At 66.8% G+C, this 12724-nt stretch carries 15 protein-coding genes and 1 pseudogene; 3 read left to right on the forward strand and 13 right to left on the reverse strand.

Features of this window, described 5'->3' with window-relative positions; all coding sequences use genetic code 11:
* The first annotated feature begins 91 nt into the window (after positions 1-91).
* Positions 92-2089 (forward strand): S9 family peptidase, encoded by a 1998-nt coding sequence (locus ACXRVZ_RS14745; RefSeq protein WP_458232528.1) that lies wholly within the window; start codon positions 92-94, stop codon positions 2087-2089.
* Here ACXRVZ_RS14745 and ACXRVZ_RS14750 read toward each other — a convergent pair.
* The 9 genes from ACXRVZ_RS14750 to rpsP all read right to left on the reverse strand — a co-directional run bounded on the left by ACXRVZ_RS14750 (position 2064) and on the right by rpsP (position 8236).
* Positions 2064-2591: a histidine phosphatase family protein gene (locus tag ACXRVZ_RS14750; RefSeq protein ID WP_457424617.1), complete on the reverse strand. Its 528-nt coding sequence runs from the start codon at positions 2589-2591 to the stop codon at positions 2064-2066. The genes ACXRVZ_RS14745 and ACXRVZ_RS14750 overlap by 26 nt on opposite strands.
* Positions 2591-3352 carry an adenosylcobinamide-GDP ribazoletransferase gene (gene cobS / locus ACXRVZ_RS14755; RefSeq protein ID WP_457424619.1) on the reverse strand — a complete coding sequence of 254 codons (762 nt, stop codon included), beginning with the start codon at positions 3350-3352 and terminating at the stop codon, positions 2591-2593. The genes ACXRVZ_RS14750 and cobS overlap by 1 nt, the downstream gene beginning before the upstream one ends.
* A gap of 2 nt (positions 3353-3354) precedes the next feature.
* Positions 3355-4380 carry a nicotinate-nucleotide--dimethylbenzimidazole phosphoribosyltransferase gene (cobT, locus tag ACXRVZ_RS14760; RefSeq protein WP_457424621.1) on the reverse strand — a complete coding sequence of 342 codons (1026 nt, stop codon included), beginning with the start codon at positions 4378-4380 and terminating at the stop codon, positions 3355-3357.
* A 5-nt stretch (positions 4381-4385) separates the two neighbouring features.
* On the reverse strand, positions 4386-5375 hold the full coding sequence (locus tag ACXRVZ_RS14765) for a CobD/CbiB family protein (RefSeq protein WP_457424623.1): 990 nt from the start codon (positions 5373-5375) through the stop codon (positions 4386-4388).
* Positions 5376-5398: 23 nt separating this feature from the next.
* Positions 5399-6085, reverse strand: coding sequence for a CoA pyrophosphatase (locus ACXRVZ_RS14770; RefSeq protein WP_457424625.1), 687 nt, complete (start codon positions 6083-6085; stop codon positions 5399-5401).
* Between the two features lie 66 nt (positions 6086-6151).
* Positions 6152-6505: a 50S ribosomal protein L19 gene (gene rplS / locus ACXRVZ_RS14775; protein ID WP_458232529.1), complete on the reverse strand. Its 354-nt coding sequence runs from the start codon at positions 6503-6505 to the stop codon at positions 6152-6154.
* A gap of 135 nt (positions 6506-6640) precedes the next feature.
* Positions 6641-7381 carry a tRNA (guanosine(37)-N1)-methyltransferase TrmD gene (gene trmD / locus ACXRVZ_RS14780; RefSeq protein WP_457424629.1) on the reverse strand — a complete coding sequence of 247 codons (741 nt, stop codon included), beginning with the start codon at positions 7379-7381 and terminating at the stop codon, positions 6641-6643.
* Position 7382: 1 nt separating this feature from the next.
* Entirely contained in the window at positions 7383-7973 is a 591-nt protein-coding gene (rimM, locus tag ACXRVZ_RS14785) for a ribosome maturation factor RimM (protein ID WP_457424631.1), read from the reverse strand.
* 5 nt (positions 7974-7978) lie between these two features.
* Entirely contained in the window at positions 7979-8236 is a 258-nt protein-coding gene (gene rpsP / locus ACXRVZ_RS14790) for a 30S ribosomal protein S16 (protein ID WP_457424633.1), read from the reverse strand.
* 178 nt (positions 8237-8414) lie between these two features.
* Here rpsP and ACXRVZ_RS14795 point away from each other — a divergent pair, with 178 nt between their 5' ends.
* Positions 8415-8963 carry an N-acetyltransferase family protein gene (locus tag ACXRVZ_RS14795; protein WP_457424635.1) on the forward strand — a complete coding sequence of 183 codons (549 nt, stop codon included), beginning with the start codon at positions 8415-8417 and terminating at the stop codon, positions 8961-8963.
* Positions 8960-9388, forward strand: coding sequence for a hypothetical protein (locus tag ACXRVZ_RS14800; RefSeq protein ID WP_458232530.1), 429 nt, complete (start codon positions 8960-8962; stop codon positions 9386-9388). The genes ACXRVZ_RS14795 and ACXRVZ_RS14800 overlap by 4 nt, the downstream gene beginning before the upstream one ends.
* On the opposite strand, the gene ACXRVZ_RS14805 is transcribed toward ACXRVZ_RS14800, so the two are convergent.
* From ACXRVZ_RS14805 to ACXRVZ_RS14820, 4 genes and pseudogenes are all read right to left on the reverse strand, one after another.
* Complete coding sequence (locus ACXRVZ_RS14805) at positions 9382-10392, reverse strand: anion permease (protein WP_457428180.1); 1011 nt, start codon at positions 10390-10392, stop codon at positions 9382-9384. The genes ACXRVZ_RS14800 and ACXRVZ_RS14805 overlap by 7 nt on opposite strands.
* A gap of 9 nt (positions 10393-10401) precedes the next feature.
* Positions 10402-11049: a DUF47 domain-containing protein gene (locus tag ACXRVZ_RS14810; RefSeq protein WP_458232531.1), complete on the reverse strand. Its 648-nt coding sequence runs from the start codon at positions 11047-11049 to the stop codon at positions 10402-10404.
* A gap of 60 nt (positions 11050-11109) precedes the next feature.
* Positions 11110-11196 (reverse strand): annotated as a pseudogene (locus ACXRVZ_RS14815) (DMT family protein); the annotation flags it as partial.
* 294 nt (positions 11197-11490) lie between these two features.
* Complete coding sequence (locus ACXRVZ_RS14820; RefSeq protein ID WP_458232532.1) at positions 11491-12606, reverse strand: SLC13 family permease; 1116 nt, start codon at positions 12604-12606, stop codon at positions 11491-11493.
* Positions 12607-12724 lie beyond the last annotated feature (118 nt).

Raw genomic sequence — 12724 nt, forward strand, 5'->3', positions numbered from 1 at the left:
CATGACCAAGGGCATGGCGGGTTAGACCCGAGCCAGACAGGTACGAAAATGGGCGCTTCAAGCGCCCATTTGCCTTTCTGAGGCTTTGACCATGATTCGTCTTTCCCTCTGCGCCCTCGGCACTACCCTGCTGGCGGCCTGCGCCTCCGCGCCCACCGCGCCGGAAGCCACCATCACCCCCAACGCCAACCTCGTCGTGCAGGGCATTCCCGCCGTGCCGCAAAGCCTGGCCGACGCCATCGGCCGCTACAACGACTTCCGCGGCCACGCGTTCTCCGACTGGCATCCGACGCAGCGCGAGATGCTGGTCAGCCACCGCAAGGCCGGCGCCAACACGGCACAGATCTTCCGCGTGACGACGCCGCTGACCGACGGCGATCAGCTCACCGACGGCATCGACCCGGTGGCCCGAGCCACCTACGAGCCGCGCACCGGCCAGTACATCGTCTTCGAGCGTGCCACCGGCGGCAACGAGGTGGCGCAGATCTACCGCCTGGCGCTGAACCAGGCCGGCGCTAAAGCCGTGCTGCTGACCAGCCCCGACGAGCGCCATTCGATCAACACCTGGCTGCGCAAGAGCGGCCAGCTCGTCTACTCCGCCGTGCCCATTGACCGCACGGCCCAGGGCGGCACGCGCAGCAAGATCACGACGACGCTGTGGCTGATGGACCCGGCCAAGCCCGAAGGCCGCCGCAAGCTGGCCGAGCTGGACGGCGGCGGCTGGGCTGCGAGTCGGCCCTCGCCCGACGAGCGCCTGATCTCGTTGACGCGCTACCTCTCGGCCAATGAATCGCAGATCTGGATGCTGGACCTGGACAGCGGCGTGGCCAAGCAGGTGGCACCCGCCGCTGGCAGCCAGGAGGCCAAGGCGACCTACTCGCCGGCCGGCTGGGCGCCCGACGGCCGCACGCTGTGGATCGCCAGCGACCGCGCCGGCGAGTTCCGCGAGCTGATGAAGCTGGACCTGGCCAGCGGCCGCATCGACCGCGTCAGCAGTCACATCCCGTGGGACGTCAGCGGCGTCACGCTGACCGAGGACGGCAGCCGCCTGGCGGCCCAGTTCAATGTCGATGGCCGCGACGAGCTGCGCTTCTTCGACACGGCAACGGGCAAGGAAGTGCCGGCGCCGGCCGCGCTGCCCAACGGCACCGTCGGCACGGCCTCATTCCACCGCGCGCGCGGCGAACTGGCCTTCTCCATCAGCAATGCCCAGGGCCCGGGCCAGATCTACTCGCTGGGCGCGGACGGCAAGGTCCAGCAGTGGACGCGCGCCTACGCGCCCCCGGGCATCGACACGTCCGCGTTCACCGAGCAGAAGATCGTGCGCTGGAAGAGCTTTGACGGCACCGCGATTTCCGGCCTGCTGACGCCGCCGCCGAAGACCTTCACTGGCAAGCGCCCGGTGTTGATTTCCATCCACGGCGGCCCGGAAGGCCAGGCCAGCGTCGGCTTCCTCGGCCGCAACGCGTACTACACGCAAGAGCTCGGCATGGCGCTGATCCAGCCCAACGTGCGCGGCTCCGCCGGCTACGGCAAGAGCTTCCTGGCCATGGACAACGGCTTCAAGCGCGAGGACTCGGTCAAGGACATCGGCGCCCTGCTGGACTGGATCGCCACCCAGCCCGACCTGGACGCCTCGCGCGTGCTCGTCACCGGCGGCAGCTACGGCGGCTATATGACGCTGGCCGTGTCGACGAACTACGCCGACCGCATCGCCGGCGCCATCGACGTGGTCGGCATCTCGCACTTCGTGACCTTCCTGAACAACACCGAGAGCTACCGCCGCGACCTGCGCCGCGTCGAGTACGGCGACGAGCGCGACCCGGCCATGAAGGCGCATCTGGAGAAGATCTCGCCGCTGACCAACGTGGCCAAGATCAAGAAGCCGCTGTTCGTCATCCAGGGCAAGAACGACCCGCGCGTGCCCTACACCGAGGCCGAGCAGATCGTCGCCAAGGTGCGCGAGGGTGGCACGCCGGTCTGGTATCTGCGCGCCGAGAACGAGGGCCATGGTTTCCAGAAGAAGGAAAACCAGGACTTCCAGTTCTACGCCACCGTGCTGTTCATGAAGCAGACGGTGCTGAAGTAGGCCGACCGTAGGCAGGCGGCTGCGGCCAGCTCGACGGCGTTGGCAACCCGCCCTGCCAGCGCCGGGCGTTGATCCAGCCGCCATGCCCCACGGCCAGCGCGCAGGGCGGCTGCCAGGCCAATGCACGGGCCAGCAGCGCACTCAGAGACTCGCCGCCGTCGAAATCGAAGCCGCAGAAGTCACCCATCCAGCGCTCGAAATCCACCGGCGGGATGTCGTTCCAAGACTGGCCGTCCCACGCGCCGAAGTCCACCTCCGCCAAGGCCGGGTCGACGCGCCAGACAAAGCCCCAACGCTTCAGCCAACGCCCGACCGCTGCTGCACGCGCCAGCGGCGACGTGACGACCTCGCGCGGCAGGCCCAGCCGGCGCGCGTGGGCGCGGATGCGGTGGGCCAGGTGCTTGGCCTTGCGAGGGTCGACGGGCAAGTCGGTGCGCCCGCCGATGCAGCGCCCCCACGCGCCCGCCGGCTTGGGGTGGCGCCAGATCGTGAACGCGGGCATCAGAACGAGGCCGTGAAGGCCAGCAGCACCGCTATCTCGGCCAGTTGCTCGGTCGCGCCGAGACCATCACCGGTGTAGCCGCCCAGACGGCGCTTCAGCCATTGCCGCATCAGCAGCGCGACAACGCCTGCGGCTGCAACGGCGGCGCCCAGCTTCGGCAGGTAGACGCCGCTCGCTGCCAGCGAAATCACCAGCAAGCCGCACCAGCCCAGCGCGATGACGAAGTTGCGCGGCGCCACCGCCAGAGCCAGCGGTTTGGCCTTGGCGTGCTCGGCATCGCCGCCATAAGGCAGGCTGGCCATGACGCCCACCGCCGCCGCGCGCGCCAGCGCATGACTGACCAGCAAGGCCGCCACCGCACCCAGCACCGGCCGCGCCGCCAGCACGGCGAGCAGCGCCGCACGCAGCAGCAACGACAAGCCCAGCGCCAGCGCACCGTAGCTGCCGATGCGCGAATCCTTCATGATGACCAGCGCCTTGTCGCGCGGCACGACGCCGCCCAGCGCATCGAAGGTGTCGGCCAGGCCGTCCTCGTGGAAGCCACCGGTCAGCGCGACCGTGGCGGCCAGCGCGAGCACGGCGGCCACCCAGGCCGGCCAGAGATGCGAGGCGCCCACCAGCACCGCCGCACCGACCGCGCCCACCAGCGCGCCCACCAGCGGGAAATGCCGCACGCAGTCGTTCAACCAGCCCGGTTCAAAGCGGCTCAGCCGCACCGGCAGCCGGGTCAGGAACTGCAGCGCGACGAGGAACAGCCTCATGGTCAGTCGCGGTTGCTGACGCCGGCGCTGTCGAAGCTGGCCATGTCCGCCAGCAGCGCGCAGGCCGCCGTCAGCAGCGGCCAGGCCAGCGCCGCGCCACTGCCTTCGCCCAGGCGCAGATCCAGGTCCAGCAGCGGGCGCACGCCCAACCGCTGCAGCCACAGCACATGCGGGCCCTCGGCCGAACGATGGGCGAACACGCAGGCCGCCAGCACACCCGGCCGCAGCGCCTCGGCCAACGCCACGGCGGCCGTCGTGATGAAGCCGTCGACCAGCACGACGCGACGCTGCGACGCGGCCGCGATGACGCTGCCGGCCATGGTGACGATCTCGAAGCCGCCCAGCGCGGCGGCGATCTGCTGCGGCGTCTGCGCCCCGGCATTGACGGCCAGCGCCTCGGCCAGCACGGCCAGCTTGTGCGCCAAGCCGGCATCGTCCAGCCCCGTGCCGCGGCCCACGCAATCGGCCAGCGGCAGGCCGGTCAGCCGTTGCATCAACAGGCTAGCCGACGAGGTATTGCCAATGCCCATCTCGCCCAGCAGCAACGCGTTGCCGGGAAGGCGCTCGACGAGGGCCATGCCGTTGCGCAGCGCGCGCTCGGTCTGCTCGATGCTCATCGCCGGGCCGAGGCTCGCGTCCGCCGTACCAGCGGCGATGCGCAGATCCACAGCGCCGGCGGCCAGCGGCGCATCGACGCCGCAGTCTGCGATCGTCAGCGCCAGACCTTGCTGGCGAGCCAGCACCGACACGGCCGCGCCGCCGGCCAGCATATTGGCCACCATCTGCGGCGTGACCTCGCGCGGATAGGCCGACACGCCGCGCCGCGACAGGCCATGGTCGGCCGCGAAGACAACGAGTTGCGGCTCGCGCAGCGCCGGCCGCTCGACGCCTTGGATCAGCGCCAGCTGCAATGCCAGCGACTCGATACGGCCCAGTGCGCCCAGCGGCTTGGTCTTGTGGTCCAGCGCATGCTGCACGCGCGCGCTCAGGCTGGGCTCGGCCAGCGCCGGCAGTTCAGCAAAGTTCATTCAGTTCAACCGACGAGGTTGGCAAGCGACAGCAGCGCCAGCAGCAGCATCCACAGCACGACCGACCGCCAGACCAGCCCGACCACGCTCTGCAGGTGGCCGAGCTGCGGCGGCGCACCGGCCGTGGAGCCGGCGGCGCCGGTGGCTTCGGGCTCGGAGCCGGCGTCGAAGGTGCGGCTGCGGTCCGGTGTGATGCCAGGGGCCGCAGCGCCGCCGAGCTGCAGGCCGACGGCGCCCGCGGCGGACGCGAGGATGATGCCCTCGTTGGGATGCAGCCACAGGCTGGCATCGCGCCGCCAGGCGTTCACCGCCTCCTCGAAATTCCCGACGATGGCGAAGCCAGCCGCCGTCAGCCGCGCGGGCACATGGTCGATCACCACGAAGGCCTGCCGCGACAAGGCCAGCAGGCGCGGGTTGGTAGGCGCGTCCAGCGTGCGGCTCCGGAAGGCCCAGTAGCGGCTGGCGAACTCGGCCATGCGGTAGAGCACGGCGCCTGCCGGGCCCAGACCCAGCGTCGAGCAGACGATGAACCAGAAGAACACGCCGAAGACGTGGCGGTGCGCCGCCAGCAGCGAGTGCTCGATGACGTGGCGGATCAGCTCGGTGCGCGGCAGCTCGCTGGCGTCCAGGTGGCGCCAGTCGGCCAGCAACTGTCGCGCGGTCAGGTCGTCGCCGCGCTCCATGGCGTCACGGATGTCGGTGAAGTAGTGGCTGAATTGCCGGAAGCCGAGCGTCAGGTAGAGCACGAGCACGTTCAGCGCAAGCGCAAGCAGCAGGCTGAAGTGGTGCAGGCCCCAATAGGCGAGCGTGAGGATGAGGCCAGGCACGATGACGGTGATGGCCCAGACGATGACGGCATGGTGCTCGTCGCCCGCGTCGAAGTTGCGGCCCGTCCAGCGCACCCAGCCGATGACGGACTCGTGCACGCGATTGCCATGCCTCAGGGGCTTGAGTTGTTCACACAACAGGGCCAGCAGCACCGCGAAGAAATTCATGGGCGGGGATGATAGTGGCGCGCTCAGGCGGCAATCAGAAGTCGGTAGAGGTTGCGCAACATCGCGGCTGTCGCGCCCCAGATGAAGTACTCGCGCTCAGGGCCCTGCCAGGGCATGGACAGGAAGCGACGCTGGGTGCCGGCGAACTCGAAGGTGTGGTGGCGGTGGTGGGCCGGATTCATCAGGAAGGCCAGCGGCACCTCGAACGCCTCGGCCACCTCGAAGTCGTCGAGCTTGAGCGTGAAGCCCGGCTCGACGAGGGCGACGACCGGCGTGACCTGGAAGGCGGTCACCGTCGAGTAGATGGGCAACTGGCCGATGACGTGGATGTAGTCACGCGCCAGGCCGATTTCCTCCTCGGTCTCGCGCAGTGCCGTCGCGACAGGGCCGTCGTCCTCGGGCTCGACGCGACCGCCGGGGAAGCTGATCTGGCCGGCGTGGTCACGAAGGTGGTCGGTGCGGCGGGTCAGCAGCAGCGAGAGGCCGTCGGGACGTTGCACGAGCGGGATGAGCACGGCGGCACCGGCCGGCTTGCGATCCGAGAACAGGCCGCCGTCGCCAGCGAACTCGGGCGTCCACGTGGACACCTCGGCGACGCGGGCGCGGATGGCCTCGGCCGTCAACGCGGCAGCGGGCACGGCGGGCAGGTGGTCATCAACGCCCGTGATCGGCGCGAGTTGGGGCTGGATGATGGCGGGGCGGCGAGTCATGCGTCGGAAAAACAAAAGCCGCCGAGAGCGTAGCTCCGGGCGGCCTTGGCGGTGGGAACCGGCTGATTAAGCCAGCTTTTCCTTGATACGTGCCGACTTGCCCGAACGCTGGCGCAGGTAGTACAGCTTGGCRCGGCGSACATCACCRCGRCGCTTGACTTCRATCKTCGCGATCAGCGGGCTGTACAGCTGGAACGTACGCTCGACGCCTTCGCCGCTGGAGATCTTGCGGACGATGAAGCTGCTGTTCAGGCCGCGGTTGCGCTTGGCAATCACGACGCCTTCGTAAGCCTGCACACGCTTGCGGGTGCCTTCAACGACGTTGACGCTGACGATCACGGTGTCGCCAGGGGCGAAGGCCGGGATGGTCTTGTTCAGACGAGCAATTTCTTCTTGCTCAAGGGTTTGGATGAGGTTCATCTGTACTCCTGGGATCTTGGCGGGGCGCTATTTATGGGGATGTTTGCAGCTGACCGTCATTGATTGACATTCCAGCCACTCGACCCGCCAGAGGATCGGACAGCCCGCCAATATAGCTGAAGTCAAGGGTTTTGCCTAGAGCTTGGCCAGGAAGGCCTCGTCGGCCTTGCTGAGCCGGCCGGCAGCCCGCGCAGCCACGATCAGCTCCGGCCGGCGCGCGGCCGTCAGTGCCAACGACTGCTCACGGCGCCAGCGCTTGATGTCGGCATGGTGTCCGGACATCAGCACGGCCGGCACGGCTCGGCCGTCGACAAGCGCCTCGGGCCGGCTGTAGTGCGGGCAGTCCAGCAGGCCGTCCGAAAAACTGTCCTGCTGATGCGACTGGACGTCGCCGAGCACGCCGTCCTGAAGGCGCGCGACAGCGTCCAGCAGGGCCAACGCCGGCAACTCGCCGCCGGACAGCACGAAGTCGCCCAGGCTGAGCTCCAGCGTCACGTGCCGGTCCAGCACGCGCTGGTCAATGCCTTCATAGCGGCCGCACAGCAGGATGGCGCCCGGGCCGACTGCCAGTTGCTGCACGCACGTCTGGTTGATTGGAGCGCCGGTGGGTGTGAAGTGGATGACGGCGGGCTCGGCCTCGCCACGGTCCACCTTGGCAGCCGCGAGCGCCTTCTCCAGCGGCTCCACCAGCATGACCATGCCTGGCCCGCCGCCGTAGGGCCGGTCGTCGACGCGGCGGTAGTTGTCGTCGGCGAAATCGCGCAACGACCAGAGGCGCACGTCGACCTGACGACTCTCGAAGGCCCGCCGCGTGACGCCATGCGTCAGGTGCGGCGCGAACAGCTCCGGGAAGATCGTCAGGACGTCGAAGCGCACGTCAGTAGTCCACGCCCCAGTCGACGCGGATCAGTTTCGCTTCGAGGCTCACATCGTCCACAAAGGCGCCGACGAAGGGGATGAGCTTTTCCTGGTCGGGCTTTGCGGGCTGCTCGATGCCCGGCGGCAGGATACGCAGCACGGCGTGCGGACCGGTGTCGATGAGACCGATGACGCGGCCCAGGGCCTGGCCCTCGCGGTTGACGACGTCCAGGCCGATCAGGTCGACCCAGTAGTACTCGCCGTCACCGGCACGCGGGAAGTCGGCGCGCGAGATCCAGATCTCGAAACCGCGCAGGGCCTCGGAGCCATTGCGGTCAACGACGCCRTCGGCGCTGGCCACCAGACCCTCGCCGTGCTCGCGCATGGACAGGATCTTCAGCTCCCGCTGACCCGATTTGGGCGCGACGGCCTTCAGGAACCAGCGCTTGGCGGAGGACAACGCGTCGGCCTGGTTCGAGTAGGCCTGGACCTTGAACCAGCCCTTCACACCCCAGGCGTCCAGGATGTGGCCGACCTGGATCAGGTCATCGGGCTCAGAAGCAAAAGACGGCGCCGAAGCGCCGTCTTGTTGAGGCTTGTTGCCAACCACGAGGGTCAGGCGGCAACAGCAGCCGTCTTGGCGTCACCCACGAGGCGGGTCACGGTGGGCGACAGCTGGGCTCCAACGCCGATCCAGTAAGCCACGCGGTCCTGCTCGACGCGCAGCTTTTCGGCAGCGCCGGAGGCGACGGGGTTGTAGAAGCCGACGCGCTCGATAAAGCGACCGTCACGGCGCTGTTGGCTGTTGGCGACGACGATGTTGTAGAAGGGGCGCTTCTTTGAACCGCCGCGAGCCAGACGAATGACAACCATGATGTTTCCTAAATGTTGGGCGACCACTGCACGAGGAGACACTCAGGGCTAGCAAGTCGATAGCAGGAACCCCTGCCGGGGGAGGCTCTGTAGATACGCCGCAGCCATCTGCGACCAGCGCCAAACCGAGCATTATAAACTCGACCGAAGCAATTTCTACCAAGTCCCGACCCGACAGATGTCACAGCCCTCCCCTGCCGTCCTGCCTTTGACGATTCGCCCGAGCACCGACGTGGACCTCGCCGCCATCCAGGCCATCTACGCCCACGCCGTCGAGCATGGCACCGGCACCTTCGAGACCGAGGTGCCCGGCGTCGAAGAAATGGGCCGGCGGCGCGCCGAGGTGTTGGGCCGCAACCTCCCCTGGCTGGTGGCCGAGCGCAACGGTGAGCTGCTGGGCTATGCCTACGCCAACTACTTCCGCCCGCGCCTGGCCTACCGCTTCTGCGTCGAGGACTCCATCTACCTGGCCCCTGCGGCCCAGGGCCAGGGCGTGGGCCGGCTTCTGCTGGCCGAGCTGCTGGCCCGCTGCGAGGCAGCCGGCGCGCGCCAGATGCTGGCCGTCATCGGTGACGCGGCCAATGCCGGCTCCGTCGGCGTGCACACGGCGCTGGGTTTCGAACACACCGGCGTACTGAAGAGCGTCGGCTGGAAGTTCGGTCGCTGGCTGGACGTGGTGCTGATGCAGCGCTCGCTGGGCCTGGGCGACAGCGTCGGCGCCGAATGAGCGCCGGAATCAAGCGCAAGGTCGTCGCGACCTGGCTGGCCTTGCTCGGCGGCGTCTTCGGCCTGCACCGCTTCTACCTGCACGGGTTCAAGGACCGCTGGGGCTGGCTGTTCCCGCTGCCGACGCTGCTTGGCCTGGTCGGCCTGCAACGCATGAACGCCCTTGGCCAGGACGACCGCCTGGCCTGGCTGCTGCTGCCGCTGCTGGGCATGAGCCTGGTCGCTGCCCTGCTCGGCGGCATCGTCTACGGATTGATGCCCGATGAGCGCTGGAATGCCCGCTTCAACGCCGGCCGGGCCGCCGAGCCCAGCGGCTGGGGCGCCGTCATCGGTGTCGTGCTGTGCCTTTTCATCGGCGGCACGGCGCTGATGGCAACCATCGCCTTCAGCGCCCAGCGCTATTTCGAGGCGCAGGTCGGTCAGTAAATAGCGAAACTGACCCAGTAGCAGATCGCGGCCACCAGCGCCGCAGCCGGGATCGTGAAGATCCAGGCCCAGACGATGGTGCCGGCCACGCCCCAGCGCACGGCCGAGGCGCGCTGCACAGAGCCCACACCGACGATGGCGCCGGTGATGGTGTGCGTGGTGGACACCGGCACGCCCATCGCCGTGGCGAGGAAGAGCGTGATCGCGCCGCCGGTCTCGGCGCAGAAGCCGCCCACCGGCTTGAGCTTGGTGATGCGCTGGCCCATGGTCTGCACGATGCGCCAGCCGCCGAACATCGTCCCCAGGCCGATGGCGATGTAGCAGGCGACGATGACCCAGACCGGCGGCGAGGTCTCACCGGCCGAGAGCATGCCGGCGGCGATGAGCAGCATCCAGATCAGGCCGATGGTCTTCTGCGCATCGTTGCCGCCGTGGCCGAGGCTGTACAGCCCCGCGGAGACGAGTTGCAGCCGTCGGAACCATCGATCAACCCGCAACGGCGACTTGTTGCGACAGATCCACGCGACGAGGACCATCATCAGCGAGCCCAGCAGGTAGCCCAGCAAAGGCGAAATGACGATGAAGGCGACAGTCTTCCAGATGCCGCCCGCAACCAGGGCCGACGGGCCCGCCTTGGCGACGACGGCGCCGGCGATGCCACCGATCAGCGCATGCGAGGAGCTCGACGGGATGCCCCACCACCAGGTGATGAAGTTCCAGGAGATGGCGCCCATGAGGGCGCCAAAGACGACGTGGTGGTCGACGATGCCGGGCTCGACGATGCCCTTGCCGATGGTGGCCGCCACCTTGAGCTGGAAGAAGGCGATGGCCAGCACGTTGAAGAAGGCGGCGAACAGCACCGCCTGCTGGGGCTTGAGCACCCCGGTGGAGACAACGGTGGCAATGGAGTTGGCCGCATCGTGGAAGCCGTTCATGAAGTCGAACAGCAGGGCCAGCACGACGAGCAGGGCCACCACCCAGAAGGCGATCTCAGCGGATGCCATGGGGACCGATCAGGAATTCTCGAGGACGATGCCCTCGATCAGATTGGCAACGTCTTCGCAGCGGTCGGAAATGGATTCGAGCTGCTCGTAGATGGCCTTGAGCTTGATGAGCTCGCGCACATCCGGCTCCTCGCGGAACAGCCGCGACATGGCCGAACGCATGACCCGGTCGGCATCGGACTCCAGGCGGTCGATCTCCTCGCAGGTCTTGATGGCCGCCTCGGTCGTGGCGGGCTGGCTCAGGTGGGGCAGCAGCGTGACGGCATGCTGCACGCGCTCGCAGCAGCGCACCGACAGCATGGCCAGCTGCAGCACCTGCTCGGGCACGGCGCGCACGTCGTAGAGCGACAGCGTCTCGGACGAGTCCTGCAGCAGGTCGACGATGTCGTCCATCGCGTTGATCAGGCTGTGGATCTGCTCGCGGTCAATGGGCGTGATGAAGGTGCGGTGCAGCAGCCGGTTCACCTCGGCGGTGACGCGGTCGGCGGCGTGCTCGGCCTTGTCGACCTCGTCGGCATATTGCTGGCGCAGCGTCGGATCGTTGTAGTTCTCGATCATTTTCTGGAAGGCGCGCGCGCCTTCCAGGATGAAGCCGCCATGCTCGTTGAACAGCTCAAAAAAATTGCCYTCWCGSGGCAGCAGCTTGCCAAACAGCATGGACGTCCTTGGGATCTCTGGAAACCGCGCAGTTTACCGGGCGCGGTCACCGAACCGTCATCATCCCGACCGGAAGATGAAGTAAACGGCTCCCATCAGGCACAGCCCGGCCCAGAGGAAATCCAGCTTCAAGGGTTCGCCCATGTATCACAGCTCTCGCGGTTATACGAGCGCCGTCATGCAAGAGATTTTGTTGGACGCACCTCAGTCGTACAACAGCGGCACGCACTACCCCACCGGCTTGTTCGACTACTTCCATCTGGTCCGAACAGCAGGCCACTTCAAGCTCAGCTGATGCGGTGCCTGTGAGGCGCGTCAAGGCGGTGCGGGCCGCTCGCCATCTGACGCGGCGACCTATCTGAAATCGCTAACGAGCCTATAAAGCGAAGACAAGGAGCCTAAGGGAAGTACTTCGCGGAGCCCTCGAAGTCCCAGTGTGGACTAGCTCAAAAAGAGCAGGACATAGCCGACAAGCGCAGCTATCAGCAGCGAGGGGATCGAATAGGCGTGAAACGTGATCCACGACCTCCGATCACCTGTCATCCGCATCGCGATCAGATTCGCAAGCGAGCCGATCAACAGGCCGAATCCTCCGACATTGACGCCGTATGCGGTGACGCGCCAGTCACTGGAGAACTCCGCAAGAGCAATCGTCGCGGGCACGTTGCTGACCAATTGGCTGGCGCCAATGCCGGCGAAGTACAGATTCACCGGCTTTTCAAGTCCCATGTTCAACATCAACTGCTTCACTGACTCCAGGCCGGCCAGCAGCCTCAGGTCGATGAACATCAGCGCGAAAACCAGGAGAAGTCCCCAATCAAGGTCGGCTACCACACGGGGGCGCAGCACGAGAAATATCAGGAAGACGGCAGCAGCAGCCCATCCGGCCTGATGCATATCAGTCGCGACTAGAAATGGAACGTACAGTGCAACCGAGGTGGCCAGCAACCTTGAGTCAAGCACTGACGCTTCGTGATCGAGGGCTTCCAGCGGACGCGCTTTGAACGCGTATGCAGTGAAGGCCAGCAGCGCCACCATCAAGCAGGCCACGAGTGGCAACTGATGCAAGATGAACTCGCCAAATGGCACGCTTGCGCGTTGCCAAATGAAGATGTTCTGTGGGTTGCCGATAGGGGTCAGCGCGGACCCCGTGTTCACGGCTAGCGCTTCGAAGATCACTATCTTGGTGACGGCCATGCCTGTTAGTCGGCAAAGGCCAAGCGTCAGGGGCACCACGACGAAAAGAGCAACGTCATTGGTCAGGACTGTCGAGAGCACGGCCGCCAATGACACAAGGAACAAAGCGGCAGCCCGCTCGGTGGCCATGGATTCGACCACCCTCCGACCGAGCGCGTGCAATGCACCGCTTACCTCCAGCCCCTTTGTGAGCAAGAGAAGTCCAGCCAAAGCCGCAATGGTCGGCCAATCGATCAGCGTTCCAAATGTCCTGATGCGCGTCGGTTGGTCGACGGCAAACGCAACCACCCCAACGAAGAGAGCTAAGAAGAACTTGTCCTGCCAAAGGCCTCGCAGGAACCGAACTATCACTGTCAGCACCGTTGAGCATCCCTCTTGTCATGCGGCCTACTTGGCTCAGTGGCCGCGCCCGGCACACGAAAGTCCAGGGCAGAAGCGCCGTTGCTATCCGACGACATGGAGAGCAAAAAGGTCAGAA

It is taken from the genome of Roseateles sp. P5_E8 (assembly GCF_054177665.1).

What these genes read in the sequence shown, in the direction of transcription:
- cobS (WP_457424619.1), bottom strand. Translation starts at nt 3,352, where the DNA reads ATGAGGCTGTTCCTCGTCGCGCTGCAGTTCCTGACCCGGCTGCCGGTG.
- ACXRVZ_RS14765 (WP_457424623.1), bottom strand. Translation starts at nt 5,375, where the DNA reads ATGAATTTCTTCGCGGTGCTGCTGGCCCTGTTGTGTGAACAACTCAAG.
- cobT (WP_457424621.1), bottom strand. Translation starts at nt 4,380, where the DNA reads ATGAACTTTGCTGAACTGCCGGCGCTGGCCGAGCCCAGCCTGAGCGCG.
- ACXRVZ_RS14750 (WP_457424617.1), bottom strand. Translation starts at nt 2,591, where the DNA reads ATGCCCGCGTTCACGATCTGGCGCCACCCCAAGCCGGCGGGCGCGTGG.
- ACXRVZ_RS14795 (WP_457424635.1), top strand. Translation starts at nt 8,415, where the DNA reads ATGTCACAGCCCTCCCCTGCCGTCCTGCCTTTGACGATTCGCCCGAGC.
- ACXRVZ_RS14805 (WP_457428180.1), bottom strand. Translation starts at nt 10,392, where the DNA reads ATGGCATCCGCTGAGATCGCCTTCTGGGTGGTGGCCCTGCTCGTCGTG.
- ACXRVZ_RS14745 (WP_458232528.1), top strand. Translation starts at nt 92, where the DNA reads ATGATTCGTCTTTCCCTCTGCGCCCTCGGCACTACCCTGCTGGCGGCC.
- rpsP (WP_457424633.1), bottom strand. Translation starts at nt 8,236, where the DNA reads ATGGTTGTCATTCGTCTGGCTCGCGGCGGTTCAAAGAAGCGCCCCTTC.
- ACXRVZ_RS14800 (WP_458232530.1), top strand. Translation starts at nt 8,960, where the DNA reads ATGAGCGCCGGAATCAAGCGCAAGGTCGTCGCGACCTGGCTGGCCTTG.
- ACXRVZ_RS14770 (WP_457424625.1), bottom strand. Translation starts at nt 6,085, where the DNA reads ATGACTCGCCGCCCCGCCATCATCCAGCCCCAACTCGCGCCGATCACG.